At 65.9% G+C, this 21323-nt stretch carries 23 protein-coding genes; 11 read left to right on the top strand and 12 right to left on the bottom strand.

Annotation, left to right across the window (positions count from 1 at the left end):
- Positions 1–123 precede the first annotated feature (123 nt).
- The gene (gene recQ / locus CC207_RS23940; protein ID WP_088852883.1) at positions 124–2271 is read left to right on the top strand and encodes a DNA helicase RecQ; all 2148 of its coding nucleotides are present in this window, start codon (positions 124–126) and stop codon (positions 2269–2271) included.
- A gap of 138 nt (positions 2272–2409) precedes the next feature.
- On the top strand, positions 2410–2847 hold the full coding sequence (locus CC207_RS23935) for a MarR family transcriptional regulator (protein ID WP_028691103.1): 438 nt from the start codon (positions 2410–2412) through the stop codon (positions 2845–2847).
- 94 nt (positions 2848–2941) lie between these two features.
- On the opposite strand, the gene CC207_RS23930 is transcribed toward CC207_RS23935, so the two are convergent.
- Positions 2942–5128, bottom strand: a complete 2187-nt coding sequence (locus tag CC207_RS23930; RefSeq protein WP_028691102.1) for a patatin-like phospholipase family protein — start codon at positions 5126–5128, stop codon at positions 2942–2944.
- A 66-nt stretch (positions 5129–5194) separates the two neighbouring features.
- Here CC207_RS23930 and CC207_RS23925 point away from each other — a divergent pair, with 66 nt between their 5' ends.
- A complete protein-coding gene (locus CC207_RS23925; RefSeq protein ID WP_028691101.1) occupies positions 5195–5476 on the top strand; it encodes a SelT/SelW/SelH family protein in 282 nt (93 codons plus the stop codon).
- Here the strand turns inward: CC207_RS23925 and CC207_RS23920 are convergent, their stop codons facing one another.
- Both CC207_RS23920 and CC207_RS23915 read right to left on the bottom strand, forming a co-directional pair.
- Positions 5477–6364 (bottom strand): DMT family transporter, encoded by an 888-nt coding sequence (locus tag CC207_RS23920; protein WP_028691100.1) that lies wholly within the window; start codon positions 6362–6364, stop codon positions 5477–5479. It lies immediately after the preceding gene.
- Between the two features lie 59 nt (positions 6365–6423).
- The gene (locus tag CC207_RS23915; protein ID WP_088852882.1) at positions 6424–7218 is read right to left on the bottom strand and encodes an AraC family transcriptional regulator; all 795 of its coding nucleotides are present in this window, start codon (positions 7216–7218) and stop codon (positions 6424–6426) included.
- 124 nt (positions 7219–7342) lie between these two features.
- Between CC207_RS23915 and CC207_RS23910 the strand changes: the two genes are divergently transcribed.
- Entirely contained in the window at positions 7343–8158 is an 816-nt protein-coding gene (locus CC207_RS23910) for a UDP-2,3-diacylglucosamine diphosphatase (RefSeq protein WP_028691098.1), read from the top strand.
- 16 nt (positions 8159–8174) lie between these two features.
- Here CC207_RS23910 and CC207_RS23905 read toward each other — a convergent pair whose 3' ends face one another.
- Together CC207_RS23905 and CC207_RS23900 are read right to left on the bottom strand one after the other, a co-directional pair.
- Positions 8175–8759, bottom strand: coding sequence for an HD domain-containing protein (locus CC207_RS23905; protein WP_028691097.1), 585 nt, complete (start codon positions 8757–8759; stop codon positions 8175–8177).
- Between the two features lie 102 nt (positions 8760–8861).
- Positions 8862–9173 (bottom strand): DUF962 domain-containing protein, encoded by a 312-nt coding sequence (locus tag CC207_RS23900; RefSeq protein ID WP_028691096.1) that lies wholly within the window; start codon positions 9171–9173, stop codon positions 8862–8864.
- Between the two features lie 154 nt (positions 9174–9327).
- Here CC207_RS23900 and CC207_RS23895 point away from each other — a divergent pair, with 154 nt between their 5' ends.
- Positions 9328–10374, top strand: a complete 1047-nt coding sequence (locus tag CC207_RS23895; RefSeq protein WP_028691095.1) for an AraC family transcriptional regulator — start codon at positions 9328–9330, stop codon at positions 10372–10374.
- Here the strand turns inward: CC207_RS23895 and CC207_RS23890 are convergent.
- Positions 10331–11785, bottom strand: coding sequence for a TrkH family potassium uptake protein (locus CC207_RS23890; protein WP_028691094.1), 1455 nt, complete (start codon positions 11783–11785; stop codon positions 10331–10333). The genes CC207_RS23895 and CC207_RS23890 overlap by 44 nt on opposite strands.
- 181 nt (positions 11786–11966) lie before the next feature.
- Here CC207_RS23890 and CC207_RS23885 point away from each other — a divergent pair, with 181 nt between their 5' ends.
- Positions 11967–12524, top strand: coding sequence for a nitroreductase family protein (locus CC207_RS23885; protein WP_088852881.1), 558 nt, complete (start codon positions 11967–11969; stop codon positions 12522–12524).
- 32 nt (positions 12525–12556) lie between these two features.
- Here CC207_RS23885 and CC207_RS23880 read toward each other — a convergent pair whose 3' ends face one another.
- The 6 genes from CC207_RS23880 to CC207_RS23855 form a co-directional block, all read right to left on the bottom strand.
- Positions 12557–13945 (bottom strand): HAMP domain-containing sensor histidine kinase, encoded by a 1389-nt coding sequence (locus CC207_RS23880; RefSeq protein ID WP_062360639.1) that lies wholly within the window; start codon positions 13943–13945, stop codon positions 12557–12559.
- A gap of 12 nt (positions 13946–13957) precedes the next feature.
- A complete protein-coding gene (locus tag CC207_RS23875; RefSeq protein ID WP_088852880.1) occupies positions 13958–14374 on the bottom strand; it encodes a Spy/CpxP family protein refolding chaperone in 417 nt (138 codons plus the stop codon).
- Positions 14375–14503: 129 nt separating this feature from the next.
- A complete protein-coding gene (locus CC207_RS23870) occupies positions 14504–15181 on the bottom strand; it encodes a response regulator transcription factor (RefSeq protein ID WP_088852879.1) in 678 nt (225 codons plus the stop codon).
- A 7-nt stretch (positions 15182–15188) separates the two neighbouring features.
- The gene (locus CC207_RS23865) at positions 15189–15566 is read right to left on the bottom strand and encodes a translation initiation factor 2 (protein ID WP_371349942.1); all 378 of its coding nucleotides are present in this window, start codon (positions 15564–15566) and stop codon (positions 15189–15191) included.
- Positions 15567–15725: 159 nt separating this feature from the next.
- Positions 15726–16025 carry a YciI family protein gene (locus tag CC207_RS23860; RefSeq protein WP_028691088.1) on the bottom strand — a complete coding sequence of 100 codons (300 nt, stop codon included), beginning with the start codon at positions 16023–16025 and terminating at the stop codon, positions 15726–15728.
- 1 nt (position 16026) lies between these two features.
- Positions 16027–16623 carry a septation protein A gene (locus tag CC207_RS23855; RefSeq protein ID WP_028691087.1) on the bottom strand — a complete coding sequence of 199 codons (597 nt, stop codon included), beginning with the start codon at positions 16621–16623 and terminating at the stop codon, positions 16027–16029.
- Between the two features lie 67 nt (positions 16624–16690).
- Between CC207_RS23855 and CC207_RS23850 the strand changes: the two genes are divergently transcribed.
- From CC207_RS23850 to rluB, 5 genes are all read left to right on the top strand, one after another.
- Positions 16691–17551, top strand: a complete 861-nt coding sequence (locus CC207_RS23850; protein ID WP_088852878.1) for a PHP domain-containing protein — start codon at positions 16691–16693, stop codon at positions 17549–17551.
- A 13-nt stretch (positions 17552–17564) separates the two neighbouring features.
- Positions 17565–18194 carry an L-threonylcarbamoyladenylate synthase gene (locus tag CC207_RS23845; RefSeq protein WP_036986145.1) on the top strand — a complete coding sequence of 210 codons (630 nt, stop codon included), beginning with the start codon at positions 17565–17567 and terminating at the stop codon, positions 18192–18194.
- Positions 18195–18319: 125 nt separating this feature from the next.
- The gene (locus CC207_RS23840) at positions 18320–19018 is read left to right on the top strand and encodes a ScpA family protein (protein WP_178080992.1); all 699 of its coding nucleotides are present in this window, start codon (positions 18320–18322) and stop codon (positions 19016–19018) included.
- Between the two features lie 14 nt (positions 19019–19032).
- Positions 19033–19794 carry an SMC-Scp complex subunit ScpB gene (gene scpB / locus CC207_RS23835; RefSeq protein WP_088852876.1) on the top strand — a complete coding sequence of 254 codons (762 nt, stop codon included), beginning with the start codon at positions 19033–19035 and terminating at the stop codon, positions 19792–19794.
- 174 nt (positions 19795–19968) lie between these two features.
- Positions 19969–21033, top strand: coding sequence for a 23S rRNA pseudouridine(2605) synthase RluB (gene rluB, locus CC207_RS23830; protein WP_028691082.1), 1065 nt, complete (start codon positions 19969–19971; stop codon positions 21031–21033).
- The last annotated feature ends 290 nt before the right edge of the window (positions 21034–21323 follow it).

Below are 21323 nucleotides of genomic sequence, written 5' to 3'. Positions count from 1 at the left end.
TTTTTCGTGCTCTGGTGGCGTTTTCCTGCCATCTGGCAAAAACCGCTTACGCATTCGATGTGTGCGCGGCGGATTTATCGTCCAGCCTGAGTCCAGGATGGTACGGCGATTTTGGAGTGGCAAATGCTCGAACAGGCTCAGCGCGTCCTCAAGGATGTCTTCGGTTACGACAGTTTCCGCGGGCGCCAGGCAGCGATCATCGAATGTGTGGCAGGCGGCGGCGACGCCCTGGTGCTGATGCCCACCGGTGGTGGCAAGTCGTTGTGCTTCCAGGTACCTGGCCTGCTGCGCCCGGGCCTGACCGTGGTGGTGTCGCCGCTGATCGCGCTGATGGACGATCAGGTCGCCACCCTCGACGAGCTGGGCGTGGCCGCCGCGGCGCTGAACTCCACCCTCAGCGCCGAGCAGCAGCGCGACCTGGCCGGGCGCCTGCGCCGTGGCGAGGTGAAGATGCTCTACCTGGCCCCTGAGCGTCTGGTCCAGCCGCGCATGCTGGATTTCCTGCGCGGCCTGGATATTGCCCTGTTCGCCATCGACGAGGCTCACTGCGTGTCGCAGTGGGGTCATGACTTCCGTCCCGAGTACCTGCAACTGGGCCAGCTCGCCGAGCTATTCCCGCATGTGCCGCGCATCGCCTTGACCGCCACCGCCGACATGCGCACCCGCGAGGAGATCGTCCAGCGCCTGCACCTGCAGGGCGCCGAGCGCTTCCTGTCGAGCTTCGACCGGCCGAACATCTTCTACCGCATCGTGCCCAAGGAATCGCCGCGCAAGCAGTTGATGGCGTTCCTCGGCGAGCGCCGCGGCAACGCCGGCATTGTCTATTGCCTGTCGCGCAAGAAGGTCGACGAGACCGCCGCCTTCCTGTGCGACCAGGGCTTCCCGGCGCTGCCGTACCACGCAGGCCTGGCCGCCGAGACCCGCGCCGCCAACCAGCACCGCTTCCTCAACGAGGAAGGGCTGATCATGGTCGCGACCATCGCCTTCGGCATGGGCATCGACAAGCCCAACGTGCGCTTCGTCGCCCACCTTGACCTGCCCAAGTCACTCGAGGCCTATTACCAGGAGACCGGCCGCGCTGGCCGTGACGGTCTGCCCTCGGATGCCTGGATGGCCTACGGCCTGCAGGACATGGTGATGCTCAAGCAGATGCTGCAGAACTCCGAGGGCGACGAGCGCCACAAGCGTATCGAGCAGCACAAGCTCGACGCCATGCTGGCGCTGTGCGAGGAGACCCGCTGCCGTCGCCAGTCGTTGCTGGCCTACTTCGACGAAGTGCTCGATCAGCCGTGCGGGCATTGCGACAACTGTGTCGACAATGTGCAGACCTGGGACGCCACCGAACCTGCCCGTCAGGCGCTGTCGGCGGTGTTCCGCACCGGCCAGCGCTACGGCGTCGGCCACCTGGTCGATGTGCTGCTGGGCAAGGACACCGAAAAAGTACGTAATTTCGGCCACGAGAAACTCTCGGTGTTCGGCGTCGGCAAGGCCTTGGCCGAGGCCGAATGGCGCTCGCTGTTCCGCCAGCTGGTGGCCCGTGGCCTGGTGGATATCGACCTGGAAGGCTATGGCGGCCTGCGCCTGTCCGACAGCTGCCGGCCGTTGCTGCGCGGCGAGGTGAACCTGCAACTGCGCCGCGACCTCAAGCCGCAGATCGCGGCCAAGGCCTCCGGCGGCAGTGGCGGCAGCCCGGCCAGCCAACTGGTGCGCGCCGAGGAGCGCGAACTATGGGAAGCGCTGCGTACCTTGCGGCGCAAGTTGGCCGAAGAGCACAGCGTGCCGCCCTACGTCATCTTCCCCGACTCGACGCTGCTGGAGATGCTGCGCAGCATGCCCACCAGCCTCAGCGACATGGCCCAGGTCAGCGGTGTCGGCGCGCGCAAGCTGGAGCGCTACGGCCAGGCCTTCCTCGAGGTGCTCAACGGCGCCGGCGGCACCGAGGAGGCGCCGAAGGTGGTGCTCGACCTGCGCCACGAACTGGTCAGCCTGGCCCGCGCCGGCATGACCCCGGCGCAGATCGCCGGGCAACTGAACTGCACCGAGAAGAACGTCTACAGCTTGCTGGCCGAGGCCATCGGCCGCCAGGAACTGAGCCTGGAGCAGGCCCTGGACCTGCCGGAGGAGCTGATGATGGAGGTGCAGGACGCCTTCCTCGACGGCGAGGGCGAGTTGCCGCCGGTGTCCGGCGTGGCGCCGCTGTTTGGCCCGCGGGTGCCGGAAGGCGTCCTGCATTGCGTACGGGCGGCGCTGGCGGTGGAGTTCGGCTTGTGATTGCCGGCATTTGCGCCAATTGCTGACCTTTGTCATACCCTTACATGATTATCAGCAATTTCCGAGGCGTCGAACCTTGCCTGATTGGCCGGGCCATGATTAGCTGGCTAATAATTAGTTCTATTCATTGAGTTGCTTATGCCCCTGACCGACAACCAACACCGCTTCGGCATGCAGCTGGCCCAGATGTCTCGGGGCTGGCGTGCCGAACTGGACCGACGCCTGGCCGGGCTCAACCTGTCGCAAGCCCGTTGGCTGGTGCTGTTGCACCTGGCCAGGTTCGACGAGGCGCCGACCCAGCGTGAGCTGGCCCAGAGCGTGGGCGTCGAAGGCCCGACCCTGGCGCGCTTGCTCGACAGCCTAGAGAGCCAGGGGCTGGTACGCCGCCAGGCGGTGATGGAAGACCGCCGGGCCAAGAAGATCCTGCTGTGCCCGCCGGCCAAGCCGCTGATCGATCAGATCGAGACCATCGCCAACGCCTTGCGCCTCGAGCTGTTCACCGGCATAGACGAGGCCGACATGGAAGTGTGCATGCGCGTGCATGCGAAGATTCTCGATAATCTCGAGAAGTCCTGAACCCTTCATCAATCGCGGGGCAAGCCCGCTCCCACGAGTCTGCTTGCGCAATTGTCTGCATGACTTGTGGGAGCGGGCTTGCCCCGCGATCGTTCTAGAAGGTGTGCCCCAGGTTCAGGTACACCGCCTTCTCATGGGCATCGTTGGCCCCATAACTCAGGTTCAACGGCCCCAGCGGCGTTTCCAGCCCCAGGAAGATGCTCGCCGCATTGATATAGCCACTGTCGAACTCATTGTCGTTGTTCCACGCCCGCCCACGCTCCAGCGAGCCACCCAGGTACAACGGGAAGTCCAGGGGCAGGTAGGCCCGTGGCGTCAGGCGGCGGTAATAGACCATGCGCAGCAGGCTCATGTTCTGCCCCGAGATCGAGTCCTGGCGAAAGCCCGACAGCTGTCGGGCGCCGCCGAACACGAAGCTTGAAGTGACCACCTCGGCGTCATCCAGCGTACGTCCATACCTGCCGCCCAGCACCAGGGTGTTCGGCCCGCTGCTGAAGGCCTTGTCCAGGTTGAACAGCCACTGCCGGTAGTTCTGGTCCGAGTCCAGTGACTTGTCGTACTTGCGCACGGTCAGGCCGATGTCCTCGCCACTGTGGGGGAAGTAGACGTTGTCGAAGGTGTCGAACGAGTACTTGAGCTCGTAGAACCCCTCGTTGAAGCTGACCTTGGGCAGGTCCTGGTCGCCGATGCGCACCTCGGCGTTGCCCCAGGCCTTGCCCACGCCCAGGCGCACCTCGCCGTAAGTGCCGATCTGCCGGCCGAGATTGAGCCCGAAGCCATAGCGTTCCAGGCGGTACTCGGCCACCGGGTCGTTGTCCAGGGTCGCCTCGACGTTCTGCGAGCCCAAGGCCAGGTAAGGGGCGACGAAGTAGCGCGAGCCCACGTCCAGGGGCTGGTAGAACTCGCTGTACAGTTCCTGCTCGTCGCCGATCTGCGCGCGGGTCAGCCATTCGCCGCCGAGCCGGTTGATGCCATTGACCCGGTAGCTGGCGCCGAGGTTGAAGGCACTGTCGCCACGCAAGTCGTCCGACAGGTTCAGGCCCAGGCGCAGGTAGTCGGTGCCGCCACGCCGGCCACGGGCGTTGATCACCAGGGTATGCTCGTCGCCCTTGTGCGCCACGCGGTATTGCACCTGGTCGAAGTAGTCCAGGCCGTAGAGGGTGCCCATGTCGGTCTGCAGGCGGCCGAGATCCAGCGGCTCGCCGACGGGCTGGCGAATGTAGTAGCGGATCACATCGTCGCTGACCTTGGAGTCGTTCTCCACGCGGATGGCGGTGATGATCGGCGTGCGCTGTTTCGGCGAGCGCGCCACCGCCAGGTTGCTGTCGCCCTCGGGCTGGCGCAGCGCCGCCAGGCGCGGGTCGAGGGCACGGGTGGCGCGGTAGCCGGCGTCGATCATGTCCCGGGCGCGGCCGAAATCGGTAACGCCGAAGGCCGACAGCGGTGGCTGTACCAGGATGTCTTCGCGGCGCAGGCTGGCCAGTTGTTCCTCGGAGTTGCGCCGGGTCATCAGGGTGATCGACTGGTTGAGCACGTCCACCACCGTGGCCAGTTGCTTGCGGTTGCGCAGCGGGGTGCCGATGTCGACGACGATGGCCAGGTCCACGCCCATTTCGCGCACCACATCCACCGGGATGTTGTCGGTCATGCCGCCATCCACCAGCAGCCGGCCGTCCAACTCCACCGGGGCGAACACCGCCGGGATCGACATGCTGGCACGGATCACCTGGGGCAGGTGGCCGCGGCGGAAGATCACCTTCTCGCCGCTGGTGATGTCGGTGGCCACGGCGCGGAAGGGGATTGGCAGCTTGTCGAAGTCGCGAATGTCGGCGGTGTGGGCCAGCTTGCTTTCCAGCAGCAGGGCCAGGTTCTGGCCCTGGATCACCCCCAGCGGCAGGCCCAGGCTGCCATCGTCGCGAAAGCTCAGCTTCTGCTTGACCAGGAAGTCGCGGTCGTCCTGCTTGCGTCGGAACGGCACATCCTTGCGCGGCGGCGCATCGGACAGCGCCTGCTGCCAGTCCAGCGTGGTGGCCAGGTTTTCCAGCTCGGCGATGCTGTAGCCCGAGGCGTACAACCCGCCGACCACCGCGCCCATGCTGGTGCCGGCGATGGCGTCGATGCGCACGCCCTGTTCCTCCAGGGCCTTGAGCACGCCGATATGGGCCAGGCCGCGGGCGGCGCCGCCCGACAGTACCAGGCCGATCTTCGGCCGTGCCGTCTCGGCGGCAAGCACAGCGAAGGAGGTGAGCATCAGCAGGAGGCAGTACAGCAGGCGGCGCATCGTGAGTCTCAAACCAGAGGATAAAGACCGCTAGTATAAGCGGCCCTTCCTACTGAGTTTCCCTACATGGCAGACAGCAAGCCACAAATCGTCATTACCTATTGCACCCAGTGCCAGTGGCTGCTGCGCGCCGCCTGGCTGGCCCAGGAACTGCTCAGCACCTTTGCCGACGACCTCGGCCGGGTGGCGCTGGAGCCTGGAACCGGCGGGGTGTTCCGCATCACCTGCGACGGCGTGCAGATCTGGGAACGCAAGGCCGACGGCGGCTTCCCCGAGGCCAAGGTGCTCAAGCAGCGGGTGCGCGACCAGATCGATCCGCAGCGCGACCTGGGCCACAACGATCGCTGATCAGGCGCTTTCGGGCTGTGGCTGGCGGGCGGGTTGCTCGGCGGCCAGGCGGCTGGACAGCACGATGGCGAAGATGATCAAGGCGCCGCCGGCGAGCATGCGCAGGGTCGGCTGTTCGGCGAACACCACCCAGGCCACGGCGATGCCGTACACCGGCTCCATGCCGAACACTACCGCGGCTGTGCGCGCCTTGATCACCGCCAAGCTGGCGACGAACAGGCTGTGGGCGACGCCGGTGCAGAAAACGCCGAGCAGGGCGATCCACAGCCAGTCCAGCGGCGTCACCGCGTCCAGGCCGGGCGCGGCGAACGGCAGCAGGCACAGGCTCACCACCAGGTTCTGCCACAGCGCTGCCTGCACGGCGGGCAGGCGCCCGGAACCGGCGCGGTTGGTCAGCGACAGCAGCGAGAACAGCAGGCCCGAGAGCAGCGCCCAGAGCAGCCCGCCGGTGGCTTCGCTGGCCAGGTCGAAGGCCGGGGTGACCAGCACCAGGCCAATGCTCACCAGCAGCACCAGCAGCGCTTCGTTGCGGCGGATGCGTTCACGGAACAGCAGGCCCTCGAGGATCACGGTGAAGGCCGGGAAGCTGGCGAAACCGAGAGTGGCGATGGCCACGCCGCCGACCTTGACCGCGATGAAGAAGCTCACCCAGTGCCCGGCCAGCAGCGCGCCGCCCAGTAGCAGGCGGCGCAGGTCCTGGCCGCGCAGCGGCTGCCAGGCCTGGCGCGCCAGGCCGGCGAACAGGGTCAGGGCCAGCACCGCGAACAGGGCGCGGCCGAAGACGATGATCGAGGGGCTGGCGCTGGCGGCCAGCTTGCCGAAGACGCCGGTCAGGCCGAAGAACAGCGCGCCGATATGCAGGGCGCCGAGGGCGGTGCGGTGGTTCATGGTGGTCCTTTTGCATTCGCAGGGAGAGAAGATCCTGGCGCTCAGTGTAAGAGCCCGGTCTACCTGCGTCTGTCGCCCACCTCGCGCCCGTTGTCGCCAGACTCGCGCCGCAACGCCAGCGGCGTGCAGCCGAACGCCCGCATCACCGCCGCGCTGAAGGCACTCTGCGAGCCATACCCCACCCGCGCCGAGACCTCACCCACCGGCAACAGCGTTTCACGCAACAGTCGCCGGGCCATCGCCAACCGCCGCTCACGGATATAGTCCATCGGCGTCATACCGCGCTCGCTGGCAAAACGCGCATGCAGTCGCGCGCTGGAAAGCCCGGCCAGCCTCGCCAGATCGGCGACCTGCAATGGATAGGCGGCGTGCTGCTCGATATGCCGGTCGAAGGCGGCATAGGGCAGGCGCCTGCTGGCCAGTACCGGGGCACCGACCTGCGGGTTGAGGCTGGCCAGCAACAGCACCGCGCCTTGGCGGGCAATCAGCGGGTCGTCCACCGGGCTTGCCGCCAGCCAGTCCACCAACTGCTGCTGGCGGCTGTCCAGGCCCAGGGGGCCGGGGCGGTCGAGCAGGCGGCGGCTGTTGTCGGCGTGCTCGCCCAGGTGCTCGCCAAGCCAGTGCCCGCCTGGCACGTCCAGCACCAGGCAGTGGCTACCCTCGGGGCTGCCGCAGGTGTGGTGGGCACCGGCAGGCACCACCATCAGGTCCTGGCGACCGACCCTGCCGCCGCGGCCATCCACCTCGAAATCCAGGCGTCCGCCCAGGCCGAACACCAGTTGCGAGTGGTCGTGGCTGTGGGCGATCAGGTCGTGGCGATAATGGCGCAGCGAAAGCAGGGGGGCGGCGGTCATGGTGAGTCCTCACGAAGCAGGTGAAGAGTGTACACCTCAAGGCGGACGCAGGATGGTCATGCACCTGCCACCAATCTGTCACCGGTGCCTGCCAGTCTCCAGCAAACAGCGCCGGAGCCTGCCCATGACCCACGCCGAACCCCTTCGCCCGTCACGCAAGCTGCGTGTCCGCACCCTGTGGATTTCCGATGTGCACCTGGGCACCCGGGATTGCCAGGCCGAACACCTCGCGCATTTTCTCAAGGGCTACCAGGCCGAGCGCATCTACCTGGTCGGCGATATCATCGACGGCTGGAAACTGCGCGGCGGCATCTACTGGCCCCAGGCTCACACCAACGTCATCCGCCGCCTGCTGACCCTGAGCAAGCGCGGTACCGAAGTGATCTACGTCACCGGTAACCATGACGAGTTCCTGCGCCGCTACTCGAAACTGATCCTGGGCAATATCCAGCTGGTGGACGAAGCCGAGCACCTCACCGTCGATGGCCGGCGGCTGTTGGTGATCCACGGCGACCAGTTCGACGTGATCACCCGCTACCACCGCTGGCTGGCGTTTCTCGGCGACCGGGCCTACGAATTCACCCTGGTGCTCAACCGCTGGCTCAACCACTGGCGCGCCCGTTATGGCTACGGTTATTGGTCGTTGTCGGCGTACCTCAAGCACAAGGTCAAGGGGGCGGTGAACTTCATCAGCGATTTTGAAGACGCCATCGCCCACGAGTGCACCCGGCGTGGCTTCCAGGGCGTGGTGTGCGGGCATATCCACCATGCCGAGATTCGTCGGGTGGGCGAGGTGGAGTACCTCAACTGCGGTGATTGGGTGGAGTCGTGCACGGCGCTGATCGAGCACTGGGACGGGCGGATAGAGCTGTACCGGTTCGCCGAGGCGCAGGCGCGGGAAGCCGCGTCGCGCCTGGCGGAGCTTGGTGAACCGGCTTGATCGCCGTCCCTGCCGGTCAGGCCGACGCTTTCAGGGCTGTCTTGTAGATCGACTGCCTGGGCCGGGCGAACAGCCGCTCCATCATCGGCTCGAAGAACGACAGCGGCAGGCTCGGGTACTCGGGGTCGAATGCCGCCGCGTCGTAGCGCGCGCAGAACTCGATGGTCCGTTGGTATTGCGGGTGATCGCTGAACTGCTCGCGCAGGTGGCGATCCATGCCTAGGTGGTGAAAGAAATAGTAGCCCTGGAAGATCCCGTGCTTCTCGACCATCCACAGGTTCTCGGCGCTGACAAAGGGCTTGAGGATCGCTGCGGCGATATCCGGGTGATTGTAGCTGCCGAGGGTGTCGCCAATGTCATGCAGCAGGGCGCAGACCACGTACTCCTCGTCGCGGCCGTCACGGTAGGCGCGGGTGGCGGTCTGCAGCGAGTGGCTCAGGCGATCGATGGGAAAACCGCCGAAGTCGCCATCGAGCAGGCGCAGGTGGGCGAGGATGCGCTGGGGCAACTGCTGGGCATAGGCGCGAAAGTCGTCGGCAATGATTGCCCAGTCCTGGGCGGTGCCGTCGCGCATGTGGCTGAAATTCGCTTGCTTGTTCATCGCCGCGGGCCACTCGTGTCGGGGGCATGCCTGGCAGTGTTGGCCAGGGCGCGGGCTTTGGCAGTGGCCGGCCGGGACGCGAACCTGGCCTTGCGGGCCGATTCAGAGGCTGAGCCGGCCCAGCAGGATGTCGCGGAACATGGCGAAGTCGCCGACCAGGCTGTACCAGGGATGGGTGAAGGTGGCCGGCCGGTTCTTCTCGAAGAAGAAATGCCCGGCCCAGGCGAAGCCGTAGCCGGCCAGCGGCACGGTCAGCAGCAACAGCCACTGGCCGCTGCCGATGCTGTAGGCGAGCAGGGCGATCACCAGGCTGGTGCCGACGAAGTGCAGGCGACGGCAGGTGGCGTTGCTGTGCTCGCCCAGGTAGTAGGGATAGAACTCGGCAAAACTGCGGAACTGCGCTGTGCGGGTCATGGCGGGTTTCCGGATCTGCGGGTCGTGCTTACAGGATACACGGCGTGGAGCCTGAATCGAGTCTAGAGTCATTGGGGGCAGTGGCCAGTGACAATAGGCGCCAATTGAGTATCCTTTCGGTTCACCGCAGGAGCGGTCAGCACAAGAGCCTGTCATGAGTGAGAGAACCACGTCAGCCAGCTGGGCATCAGGGATCGTCAAGGCACTCGAGCTGGAAGGGCTCGATTGTCCGGCCATGTTCAAGCAACTAGGGCTCGACTTTTCCGCCCTCGACGACCCCGATGCGCGATTCACCCAGGATTCGATGACCCGGCTGTGGCAGCTGGCGGTCGAGTTGTCGGGCAATGAGGCCATCGGCCTGAACATGGCCCGGGTGGTGCGACCGGCCTCGTTCCATGTGGTGGGTTATGCGCTGATGTCCAGCCGCACCCTGGCCGAGGGTTTCGAGCGCCTGGTGCGCTACCAGCGGATCATCGCCGAGAGCTCGGACCTGAGCTTTCGCCTCGAGCCGGACGGCTACGCCCTGGTGCTGACCGTGCATGGCGATCACCTGCCACCGACCCGGCACAGCGCCGAGGCCTCCCTGGCCTGTGCCCTGGCCCTGTGCACCTGGCTCAGCGGGCGGCCGATCCAGCCGCGGCGGGTGCTGATCCAGGGCGGCCAGCCGAAGAATGTCGAGCCGTACAAGGTGGCGTTCCATGCACCGCTGGTGTTTGGCGCGCCCCATGACGCGCTGGTGCTCGAGCGTGCCGACATGGAGGCGCCGCTGCCGACCGCCAACGAGGCGATGGCGGTGCTGCATGATCGCTTTGCCGGGGAATACCTGGCGCGCTTCTCGGAAAGCCGCGTGACCCACCGCGTGCGCCAGGTGCTGTGCCGCATCCTGCCCCAGGGCGAGCCCAAGCGCGAGACCGTGGCCCAGGCCCTGCACCTGTCGCAGCGCACCTTGCAAAGACGTCTGCAGGACGAGGGCACCAGCTTCCAGACCCTGCTCGACGACACCCGCCGCGAACTGGCCGAGCAGTACCTGGCCCAGCCCGGCACCACCTTGCTGGAGACCGCCTACCTGCTGGGTTTCGCCGATCCGAGCAACTTCTACCGGGCGTTCCGCCGCTGGTTCGACACCACCCCGAGCGAGTACCGCACGCGGTTGTCGGTCAGTGACGCCAGAACGCCGGCATGCACAACACCAGCACCGTGATGATCTCCAGGCGGCCCAGCAGCATGCCGCCGGAGAGGATCCACTTGGCCGCGTCCGGCAGGCTGGCGTAGTTGCCGGCCGGGCCGATCACCTCGCCCAACCCGGGGCCTACACCCGACACCGTGCCGGCGGCGCCGGTCAGCGCGGTCATCCAGTCCACGCCCAGCAGTGACAGCAGCAGGGCGATGATGCAGATGGTGATGGCGAAGAAGAACGAGAAGGTCAGGATCGAACGCACGATCTCTTCGTCGAGGCGATGGCCATTGTACTTCTGCTTGATCACCGCCCGCGGGTGGATCAGCTGGTTGAGGTTGGCCTTGAGCAGGATGTAGGCGACCTGGAAGCGGAAGATCTTGATGCCGCCGGCGGTGGAGCCCGAGCAACCGCCGACGAAGCCCAGGTAGAAGAACAGCATCAGCGAGAAGTTGCCCCACATGCTGTAGTCGCCCAGGGCGAAGCCGGTGGTGGTGACCACCGAGGTGACGTTCAGCGCCACGTGACGCAGGGCGTCGAGCCAGTGCAGGTCGGTGGTGGCCCAGTACCAGGTGCCGAGCACCAGCCAGGTGGCCACCAGCATGGCCAGCAGGCCCTGCACCTGCTGGTCCTTGATCAGTGCCTTGCGGTGGCCGCGCAGGGTAGCCACGTACAGGGTGAACGGCACGCTGCCGAGAATCATCACCACCACCGCGACCCAGTGCACCGCAGGGATGTCCCATTTGGCCAGGGACTGGTCGGAGGTGGAGAACCCGCCGGTGGAGATCGCCGACATGGCGTGGTTGATCGCGTCGAATGGGCTCATCCCCGCCCACCAGAACGCCAGGCTGCCGAGCACGGTGATGCCGACATACACCGCGACGATCGACTTGGCGACCATGTGCGAGCGCGGCATGACCTTTTCCGAACGGTCCGAGGACTCGGTCTGGAACAGGCGCATGCCACCGATGCGCAGCAGCGGCAGGATCGCCACCGCCATGCCGATGAAGCCGATGCCGCCCAGCCAGTGCAGCATCGAGCGCCACATCAGGATACCCGGCGACATGGTGTCCAGGCCGCTGAGCACGGTGGCGCCGGTGGCGGTGATGCCAGACATGCTTTCGAAGAAGGCGTCGGTGTAGCTGATGTGTTGCGTCAGCAGGAACGGCAGGGCGGCGAACACGCAGACCACCAGCCAGCTGCTGACGGTCAGCAGGTACATGTCGCGGGGACGCAGGTGCACGTGCTCGGGGCGGCCGGGGATGACCAGGCCGAGCCCGGCGAGGAAGGTGATCAGGCTCGACCAGAGGAACGACGGCATGTCGCCGGTGCGCTCGAAGACCACCAGGGTCGCCATGGGCACCACCATGCTCACTGCCAGGGTGATCAGGAAGATGCCGATGATGAAACCAATGATCCTTAAGGTCGGCAACGCCATGTGATCTGCTCTGACTCGCTACGGAAAGGGCGTCATTCTACCTGTGGGGGAGGTGATGTAAACGTACGATTGAGCGTGTCGTGGAAGCGCTGCTGCTCCTGCGACAGGGCAATCCCGCTCCCACAAGGGCGGCGCTATGGTGCAGAATGGCCGCACTTCCAATCTGCCAGGAGGGTAGCCCGTGGAGGCTCTCGACGCATTGCTCAACCGTGTTTCCGTGCCACGCCTGACTGAACCGGCGCCCAATGCCGCCCAGCGCGAGGCCCTGTTCCAGGCCGCGCTACGTGCGCCGGACCATGGCCAGTTGCGTCCCTGGCGCTTCCTGACTATCGAGAGGCAGGGCCGCGAGAAGCTCGGCGAGCTGTTCGCCGAGGCGGTGCAGGCCAAGGGCGATGCCACTCCGGCCGCGCTGGACAAGGCCCGGGCGATGCCGCTGCGGGCGCCGTTGCTGATCGTGGTGATCGCCCGCTTGCAGGATCATTTCAAGGTGCCGAAGATCGAGCAGCGCCTGGCCGCCGGCTGCGCCGCCCACGGCATCCTCGTTTCCGCCCACGCCCAGGGTATCGGCGCCGTGTGGCGCACCGGCGACATGGCGTACGACGCCCATGTGCACGAGGGCTTGGGCCTTGAGGCGAGTGAAGAGGTGATCGGCTACCTGTATGTCGGCACGCCGATGGGCGAGCCGCGCACGGCGCCGGTCCTGGAGACGGCGCGGTACGTCAGCGCCTGGGGCGAGTGAGCATTGGGGCCGCTCTGCGGCCCCGCGATTTGTCAGCCAGCACTGAGGTTGCAGGGAAGCGCCAGCGTCGCAATGAACCCACCCTGCGGATGATTGCCCAGCACCAGGCTTCCGCCATGGCGCTCAGCCGCCTTGCGCGCAATCGCCAGCCCCAGGCCATGCCCCGGCGCCTCCTGCCCCGGCGCCCGGAAGAACGGCTCGCCCAACTGCGCCAGGTGCTCTGCCGCCACCCCCGGCCCATGATCGCGCACGCTCAGCACGATGCGATCCTGTTCGCGGCGGGCATGCACCTCGATCGGCTGCCCGGCCGGATTGAAGCGCAGGGCATTGCGCAATAAATTGTCCACCGCCCGTTCGATCAAGGTCGGCCAGCCGTGCAAGGTCAGGCCTGTCTGCGCCTCCAGTCGCACGTCCTGTTCCGGCGCTGACAGTTGGGCGTCCTTGCGCACGCCGCCCAGCAAGGCATTGAGGTCAACGGGCTCGGCATGGGCCTGGTCGGCATCGACCCGGGCCAGCACCAGGATCTCGCTTATCAGGTCTTCCAGACGATCGCACTCGCGGGTCAGCCGCGGCCACAGGGCCTGGCGCTGCTGCGGTTCGGCGCGCTCGGCCAGGGCCAGGGCGATGCGCAGCCGCGCCAGCGGCGAGCGCAATTCGTGGGATACATCGCGCAGCAGCTGGCGCTGGCTGCCGATCAGGCTCTGCAGGCGCGCGCCCATCTTGTTGAAATCGTTGGCCAGCACGCCGAACTCGTCGCGGCGCACTGCCAGCCGCGCCAGGCTGTTCTGCTGGTAACTGGTCTGTCCAAGGTCGTGCACCGCGCCGCGCAGGCGGCTGAGCGGTCGGGTGATCGACAGGGTTACCAGCAGGCTGAACAGGGTCAGCACCACCAGGGCGATCCCCAGGGCGCTGAGCGGCCAGATCAGGCTCTCGCGGTGCCAGGCGGCCAGTTCGGGGTGGGGAATGCGGTAGATCAGCAGATAGGTCTCGCCGCTGGTGGGGCTGGTGTATTCCTCGGTCAGGCGGCGCCAGGGCAGGCGGCGCTCGTCGTTGTGCTGGCGCGCCTCGAAGGCGGCGGCGCGGCGCGGGAAGGTACCGGGCACCACGGCATCGCCGCTGTCGTCGAGCACCTGCACGTCGATCTTGTAGCGCTGCTTGCGTCGCTCCAGGAAGCGCTGTGACGACTCCAGGCCGTCCTGTTCATAGTGTTGGGCCCAGTGACTGGCCAAGTTGTTCAGGCCCGGATGGCGGCTGAGGATCCAGGTGTCCTGGTTGAGCATGTGCCCGAGCAGGATCGAAAGCCCGGCGACCAGGGCGATGGCCAGCCAGAAGCTGGCCAGGATGCGCCAGAACAGTGAACGCAAGACGAGCACCTCCGAGAAAGGGCGAAAGCCCGGCCCGCGGGGGCGCGGGCCGGGCATCGGGCTGACAGCTTACTGGGCCTTGCCGGCTTTTTCAGCCTTCCAGGCCTGGAACTCCTCCCATTCGGCCTTGCGCGCGGCGCGTTCCTTCTGCAATTCGTCGAACTTCTTCTGCTGCTCGGGCTTGAGCAGGGCGCGAATCTGGCCGTCGGTCTTGTCGTGGCTGGCCTTGAGTTCGTCCTTCATCGCTTTCTGCTCGGCGGCCGGCAGCTTGGCCATGTAGCGCTCGGTGATGTCGCGGCGCTGCTGCATCTGCTCGCCCATCAGCTTGCCGATCTGCTGGCGCTGGTCGCGGCTCAGGTCCAGCTGGGCGAAAGGCGCGTCACCGCGATGATGGGGGCCGTCGTGGCGCGGGCCGCCGTCAGGCATGGCCATGGCCACGGTCGGCAGGGCGGCGGCGAACATCAGGGCGATCAGGGTCTTGCGCATGGTGTCTCTCCTTTCAGGGGCCGGCGGTTACCGGATGAGCCCAGTCTAGGGAGATCAAGGTCAAGGGCGGTCAGGCGAGGGTAAAGGCTGGGTAAAGATGAGCGGGGGCGCGAAGCGGCCCCCCAACGCCTACAAGCTGTAGTAGTAGCCGCGGCTGCGCAGGGCAACGATGCGCGGGCGGCCATCCGGGTGCGGGCCGATCTTCTTGCGCAGGTTGCTGACGTGCATGTCCAGGCTGCGGTCATAAAGCGTGAGCTTGCGACCCAGGCCGATCTGCGCCAGTTCCTGCTTGTCCAGCGGCTCGCCGGGCTGGCGCAGCAGCGCCTCGAGGATGCGGCTCTCGGACAGCGTAAGGGGCATCTCGCGCTCGTCGATGCTGACCACGCCGCGCACCGGGCTGAAGGTCAGGTCGCCGATCTCGACCTGGCTGCTGGGCGCGCTGGGGTGGCTGCGGCGCAGCACGGCGCGCAGGCGGGCGGTGAGCTCGCGGGGGTCGCAGGGCTTGGCCAGGTAGTCGTCGGCGCCCAGCTCCAGGCCGAGGATGCGGTCCAGCGGCTCGCCCCGGGCCGAGAGCATCAGCACCGGCAGGTCGGTGTGCTCGCTGCGCAACTGTTTGAGCAGTTCCAGGCCGCTGCCATCGGGCAGCATGACATCCAGCACCACCGCCGCCGGGGCGTGGGTGGCCAAGGCCTGGCGCGCACTCTGGCCATCGTGGCAGGCGCGCACCGCAAACCCTTCCTGGGTCAGCCAGCTGCCGAGCAGCTCGCACAGTTCCTGGTCATCATCAATCAGTAACAGCTCGCTCATGTCTCACTCAATTCAACCATTGCCGGCGTCTTCTGTGTCCGCCGCTGGCTAAGATACCGCAGACTGCCGACAACAGTGCAACGACCGAACCGATCAGGAACCACTGCTGCTGGTCGGTGAGCAGGCGCTGGGGCGCGCTGCTGGCGGCCTGCAGCTCCTTGACCGCCAGCTTCAGACGCTGGTTGTCCTGGCGCAGGCGCGAGAGTTGGGCGCTTTCGCGCGCGTTGTCCTGGTTCTGCAGTTGCAGGGTCAGCGCGTCGCGCTGTTTCTCGCTTTCTTCCAGGCGCTGCTGCAGCTCGGTGATCCGCGCCCCGGCTTCCAGCGACAGCGGCTGTTCGGCCGCGGCGAAAGGGGACGACAGCAACAGGCAAAGCAGCAGGGACATCGGACCTTGACGCATTGGAACTCCTGATTCGTATCGATTCAGGAGGTTGTCGGCCGGTTGTCGGAATTTATGAATAGCGCAGCGCGGGGTGTGGCAAGAAGCAGGCTTTGTCGGCGCGGCCTTGGCCTGCTACCACAAGGCCTGTGCTCAACAGCCCGTTTATGGCAGGACTTGCTTGAATGGCTTGACCACGACCTTGTCGTAGACGCCCGCGGCGATGTACGGGTCAGCGTCGGCCCAGGCCTGGGCTGACGCCAGCGAATCGAACTCGGCGACGATCAGGCTGCCGCTGAAACCGGCGGCTCCCGGGTCGTTGCTGTCGATGGCAGGGTGCGGGCCGGCAAGCACCACACGGCCCTCGGCCTTGAGCTGTTGCAGGCGCTCAATATGGGCGGGGCGTGCGGCCAGGCGTTTTTCCAGGGAGTTTTCGACGTCGCTGGCGATGATGGCGTAGAGCATGTCAGTCCTTGGGTTTGGAGGTGGAAGGGTCGGTATCGTGCAGGTGACGCGACAGGTAGACACCCTGAGCCACCAGGAACAGCACGGTCATGCCCAGGCTGCCGAACACCTTGAAGTCGACCCAGATGTCCTGGAAGGTGAAGGCGACGAACAGGTTGGCGGCGCCGCACACCAGGAAGAAGCCGATCCACGCCAGGTTCAGGCGGGTCCAGACTGTTTCAGGGAGTGTCAGGGCGTGGCCCATGATGCGCTTGATCAGCACCCGGTCACCGATGAAGTGGCTGCCGGCGAAGGCCAGGGCGAACAGCCAGTTGACCACCGGCGCCTTCCATTTGAGGAAGGTCTCGCTGTGGAAGGCCAGGGTCAGGCCGCCGAACACCAGGCAGGCAACCAGGGTCAGCAACTGGCCCTTTTCCAGCTTGCCGTGGCGCAGGAACAGCGCGCCGTAGACCACCACGGAGCTGGCGATCAGCATGGCGGTGGCGCTGTAGATCCCGCCAAACTCGAAGCCGTGGCCGGCGAATTCGACCGGGCGCGGGTCCAGTTTGTAGACAATGAAGAACAGCAGCAGCGGGATGAAATCGATGAATTGTTTCACAGTGGCAGCCAGAAGCGGGATGTGACGGCATAATAACAAACATCGATTCCTGCGAAAGCGCTCCTCCATGAATGTTGATCTGCACTGTCACAGCACGGCCTCTGACGGCGCCATGTCGCCCACGGCACTGGTCGCCCGGGCCCATGAGCACGGGGTGCGGATGCTGTCTCTCACCGACCACGACACCCTCGAAGGCCTGCCCGAGGCCCGCCAGGCCTGCCTGGACAACGGCATGCAGTGGATCAGTGGGGTGGAGTTGTCGTGCACCTGGAGCGGCGCCACCATCCATGTGCTGGGTTACGATTTTCCGCTCGGTGCCGCGCCCTTGCTCGAGGCCATCGACAACCTGCACCGTGGCCGCTGGCTGCGCGCCGAGGAAATCGACCGCAAGCTGGCGGCCAAGGGCATGCCCGGCGCGCTGGACGGCGCGCGCGCCGTGCAGCAGGAGCTGGGTGACAGCGGCAACGCTCCGGCGCGCCCGCACTTCGCCGAATTCCTGGTGCGCGCAGGTTTCGTCAAGGACCGTGGCGAGGCCTTTCGCAAGTGGCTGGGCGCCGGCAAGTTGGGGGACGTCAAGCTGCACTGGCCGACGCTGGAGGAAACTGTCGCCACGTTGCGCCAGTCCAATGCCTGGGTGAGCCTGGCCCATCCCATGCACTACGAACTGACCCGCAGCAAGCGCAGACGGCTGATTGCCGACTATATTCAGGCAGGAGGGCAGGCGCTGGAGGTGGTCAATGGGATGATGCCGCCCGAGCAGGTGGGGACCATGTCGATCCTTACCCGTGAGTTCGGCTTGCTGGCAAGCGCCGGCAGTGACTTCCACGGCCCTGGCACCTGGGGCGAGATCGGTGCCTACCGGCCATTGCCCGAGGACCTGCCACCCCTGTGGCGCCGATTCCGACATGAACAGCCTATGGCGGTATGAACAGGACGACTACGTGAGCCAATTTTTCCAGATCCACGCGGAAAATCCGCAGGCGCGCCTGATCAAGCAGGCGGTCGAGATCATCCGCAAGGGTGGGGTGGTGGTCTACCCGACCGACTCGGCCTATGCGATGGGCTGCCAGATCGGCGACAAAGGCGCCATCGAGCGGGTGCGCCGCCTGCGCCAGTTGGACAAGAACCACAACTTCACCCTGCTGTGCTGCGATCTGTCCGAGATGGGCACTTTCGCCAAGATCGACACGGCGACGTTCCGCCTGCTCAAGGCGCACATTCCGGGGCCGTATACCTTCATCCTCAACGCCACCCGTGAAGTGCCGCGCCTGTTGTTGCACGACAAGCGCCGTACCATCGGCTTGCGCGTGCCGTCCAACCCCATCGTCCTGGCCCTGCTCGAAGAGCTTGGCGAGCCGCTGATGAGCGTCAGCCTCATCCTGCCGGGTGACGATGAGCCGATGACCGATCCCTACGAGATCCGCCAGCGCCTGGAGCACCATGTCGACCTGATCATCGACGGTGGCTTCGGCGACCTGAAGGCTTCGACCGTCATCGACCTGTCCGGTGACGAGCCGGAGCTGATCCGTGAAGGCTGCGGCGACCCCACGCCGTTCCTGGTCAACGTGTGAGCCAGCTGGAAGCGCCCGAGGCGCCGGCCCTGGAGGCTGAAGCGCCGCAGCAGTTGCAATTGGCCCTGGTCTACGGCGAGGCCCTGACCGAGCTGCCGGTGGACCTGTACATCCCGCCGGACGCGCTGGAAGTGATCCTTGAGGCCTTCGAAGGCCCGCTGGATCTGCTGCTGTACCTGATCCGCAAGCAGAACATCGACATCCTCGACATTCCGGTGGCCGAGATCACTCGCCAGTACATGGGCTATGTCGAACTGATGAAGAGCGTGCGCCTGGAACTGGCCGCCGAGTACCTGGTGATGGCCGCCATGCTCGCCGAGATCAAGTCGCGCATGTTGCTGCCGCGCTCCAGCGAGATCGAGGAAGAGGAGGGCGACCCGCGCGCCGAACTGATCCGCCGCCTGCAGGAGTACGAGCGCTTCAAGGCTGCCGCCGAAGGCATCGATGAACTGCCGCGGGTTGGCCGCGACGTCGTCGTGCCGCGCCTCGAGGCGCCCCAGGCCAAGGTGCGCAAGCTGCTGCCGGAGGTGGCGCTGGAGGAGATCCTGCTGTCCATGGTCGAGGTCATGCGCCGCAACGACCTGTTCGAGAGCCACCAGATCACCCGCGAGACCTTGTCGACCCGCGAGCGCATGAGCGAGGTGCTCGAACGCCTCAAGGGCGGTGGCTTCGTGCCTTTCGTCGAACTGTTCACCCGCGAGGAGGGCAAGCTCGGCGTGGTGGTGACCTTCATGGCGATTCTCGAACTGGTGAAGGAATCGCTGATCGAACTCGTGCAAAATGAGCCTTTCGCCCCGATCCACGTCCGTGCCCGGGCAGAGTGACCTGACGACTACCGATGAACCTGAACGAACCCCGCGAACTGGCGTCGCTGATCGAGGCCTTCCTGCTTGCCTCGGGCAAGCCGCAATCCCTCGAACGCCTTCACGAGTTGTTCGAGGAGGCCGAGCGCCCGGCCCCCGCTGTTTTCAAGAAGGCCCTGGAGGTGCTGGGCAAGTCCTGCAGCGGCCGTGCCTTCGAGCTCAAGGAGGTGGCCAGCGGCTATCGCCTGCAGATTCGCGAAGACTATGCGCCCTGGGTCGGTCGCCTGTGGGAGGAGCGCCCGCAGCGCTATTCCCGCGCGCTGCTGGAAACCATGGCGCTGATCGCCTATCGCCAGCCCATCACCCGTGGCGAGATCGAGGACGTGCGCGGCGTGGCGGTCAACAGCAACATCATCAAGACCCTGATGGAGCGCGAGTGGATCCGTATCGTCGGCTACCGCGAGGTGCCTGGCCGGCCGGCGATGTTCGCCACCACCAAGGTGTTTCTCGATCACTTCAACCTCAAGAGCCTCGACGAGCTGCCGGCATTGGCCGAGTTGCGCGAGTTGGAGCCTGAACCGATGCTCGATCCGGACGAGGCGCCGGTGCCAGCGCATCTGCAAGCCATGGCCGATGCCAGCCTGGACGAGGAGGGCGAAGAGGTGGAGTCCAGGGAGGAGACCAGTTTTCGCTCGCTGCTGGTTGAGCTGGATGCGATGGAAGAGGGGCTCAAGACCGATTTCGATGATTTGCGCGATGAGGCGTCCATCGAGCCCGAGGATGAACCAAAGGCCTGACTGCCGGCTTTGTGGGAGCGGGCTTGCCCCGCGATGAGGCTGGCATCGCCAACGCATACCTTTGGGCGGAACCTACAGAGCTATCATCAAAAACCTTCTACCCTCCAGTGCGTTCCCCCGCCGAACCGCGTATGATGCGCGCCCGCTTTCACTACTACACCGGGAGGTGCCCAGATGAGTGACAAAGACCTGCAAGACCAACAACCTACCCCGCCGTCCGGCGAAAAGCTGCAGAAAGTGCTGGCGCGCATCGGCGTCGGCTCGCGTCGTGACGTTGAGGCCTGGATCGGCCAGGGCCGTATCAAGGTCAACGGCGTCGAGGCCACCCTGGGCCTGCGCGTCGACCTGCACGACGCCATCACCGTAGACGGCAAGCTGATCAAGCGTGTCGAGGCCGCCGAGGCGACCCGCCGCGTGATCATGTACAACAAGCCCGACGGCGAAATCTGCACCCGTGACGACCCGGAAGGCCGCCCGACCGTGTTCGACCGCCTGCCGCGCCCGAAAGAGGGCCGCTGGATCAATATCGGCCGTTTGGACATCAACACCACCGGCCTGCTGCTGTTCACCACCGACGGCGAGCTGGCCAACCGCCTGATGCACCCGTCCTATGAAATGGACCGCGAGTACGCCGTGCGTGTGCGCGGTGAGGTCGACGACGACATGATCGATCGCCTCAAGGCCGGCGTGGTGCTCGAGGACGGTCCGGCCAAGTTCACTGACATCCAGAAGGCACCGGGCGGCGAAGGCTTCAACCACTGGTACCACTGCGTGGTGATGGAAGGCCGCAACCGTGAAGTGCGCCGCCTGTGGGAATCACAGGGCGTGGTGGTCAGCCGCCTGAAGCGTGTGCGTTTCGGCCCGGTGTTCCTCAACTCCGACCTGCCGATGGGCCGCTGGCGCGAAATGAGCCAGGGCGAGATCGACATCCTGGCCGCCGAAGTCGGCCTGCAGCCAGTGGCGCTGCCGGAGATGAAGCTCAAGGCCAAGGACAAGCTCGAGCGTCTGCAGCGCAAGTCGACCCGTCCGCTGGGGCGTGGCGAGCGTGTGCGCACCTTGCGTCCGGCTGCCGAAGGTAAGGCCGAGCGCCCGGCGCGCGCGCCGCGTGAAGAGTCTGCGCCGCGCAAGAGTGGTCGTGGCAGCACGGTGGCCGAGCGCCCGAGCGAGATGCGCAAGCGTCCGGCCCGTCCCGAGGGCGACAAGCCTGCCGGCCGTGGCCGCGGCAAGCCGCGTGGCTGATTCACCCCGGTAGCGAAAGAGCCAGCCTTCGGGCTGGCTTTTTTGTGGCTGCGGTTTATGGCACGGGGCAAATCGGCCCCAAGTACCTGAACAGACAGAAATTTTCCCGGCCAGTGGCAAATTTTCAAACCACTATGTAAAGAAAATTATACGATTCGAGGCCTTTTCCTCGGCTTGCCAGTGATTTACCGCTCTTCGTCACAAAATCTTTCCAAGACTTGCGCGCCAGAGCCTCCCCGACACCCTTTCCCCCCTTCCCAAACCTCTGCCCAAACGCTGAGATAGCGCCA

It is taken from the genome of Pseudomonas sp. DrBHI1 (assembly GCF_002205115.1).
Taxonomy (GTDB): Bacteria; Pseudomonadota; Gammaproteobacteria; order Pseudomonadales; family Pseudomonadaceae; genus Aquipseudomonas; species Aquipseudomonas mosselii.
The sequence above is the reverse complement of the archived record's forward strand: the minus strand, read 5'-3'. Positions and strand labels throughout refer to the sequence as shown.

Coding starts and splice junctions, on each gene's coding strand:
- CC207_RS23935 (WP_028691103.1), top strand. CDS start 2,410: ATGCCCCTGACCGACAACCAACACCGCTTCGGCATGCAGCTGGCCCAG.
- CC207_RS23930 (WP_028691102.1), bottom strand. CDS start 5,128: ATGCGCCGCCTGCTGTACTGCCTCCTGCTGATGCTCACCTCCTTCGCT.
- CC207_RS23905 (WP_028691097.1), bottom strand. CDS start 8,759: ATGAACAAGCAAGCGAATTTCAGCCACATGCGCGACGGCACCGCCCAG.
- CC207_RS23880 (WP_062360639.1), bottom strand. CDS start 13,945: ATGCCCGGCCCGCGCCCCCGCGGGCCGGGCTTTCGCCCTTTCTCGGAG.
- CC207_RS23925 (WP_028691101.1), top strand. CDS start 5,195: ATGGCAGACAGCAAGCCACAAATCGTCATTACCTATTGCACCCAGTGC.
- CC207_RS23920 (WP_028691100.1), bottom strand. CDS start 6,364: ATGAACCACCGCACCGCCCTCGGCGCCCTGCATATCGGCGCGCTGTTC.
- CC207_RS23860 (WP_028691088.1), bottom strand. CDS start 16,025: ATGCTCTACGCCATCATCGCCAGCGACGTCGAAAACTCCCTGGAAAAA.
- CC207_RS23850 (WP_088852878.1), top strand. CDS start 16,691: ATGAATGTTGATCTGCACTGTCACAGCACGGCCTCTGACGGCGCCATG.
- CC207_RS23910 (WP_028691098.1), top strand. CDS start 7,343: ATGACCCACGCCGAACCCCTTCGCCCGTCACGCAAGCTGCGTGTCCGC.
- CC207_RS23875 (WP_088852880.1), bottom strand. CDS start 14,374: ATGCGCAAGACCCTGATCGCCCTGATGTTCGCCGCCGCCCTGCCGACC.
- CC207_RS23915 (WP_088852882.1), bottom strand. CDS start 7,218: ATGACCGCCGCCCCCCTGCTTTCGCTGCGCCATTATCGCCACGACCTG.
- rluB (WP_028691082.1), top strand. CDS start 19,969: ATGAGTGACAAAGACCTGCAAGACCAACAACCTACCCCGCCGTCCGGC.
- scpB (WP_088852876.1), top strand. CDS start 19,033: ATGAACCTGAACGAACCCCGCGAACTGGCGTCGCTGATCGAGGCCTTC.
- recQ (WP_088852883.1), top strand. CDS start 124: ATGCTCGAACAGGCTCAGCGCGTCCTCAAGGATGTCTTCGGTTACGAC.
- CC207_RS23900 (WP_028691096.1), bottom strand. CDS start 9,173: ATGACCCGCACAGCGCAGTTCCGCAGTTTTGCCGAGTTCTATCCCTAC.
- CC207_RS23870 (WP_088852879.1), bottom strand. CDS start 15,181: ATGAGCGAGCTGTTACTGATTGATGATGACCAGGAACTGTGCGAGCTG.
- CC207_RS23895 (WP_028691095.1), top strand. CDS start 9,328: ATGAGTGAGAGAACCACGTCAGCCAGCTGGGCATCAGGGATCGTCAAG.
- CC207_RS23865 (WP_371349942.1), bottom strand. CDS start 15,566: ATGTCCCTGCTGCTTTGCCTGTTGCTGTCGTCCCCTTTCGCCGCGGCC.
- CC207_RS23890 (WP_028691094.1), bottom strand. CDS start 11,785: ATGGCGTTGCCGACCTTAAGGATCATTGGTTTCATCATCGGCATCTTC.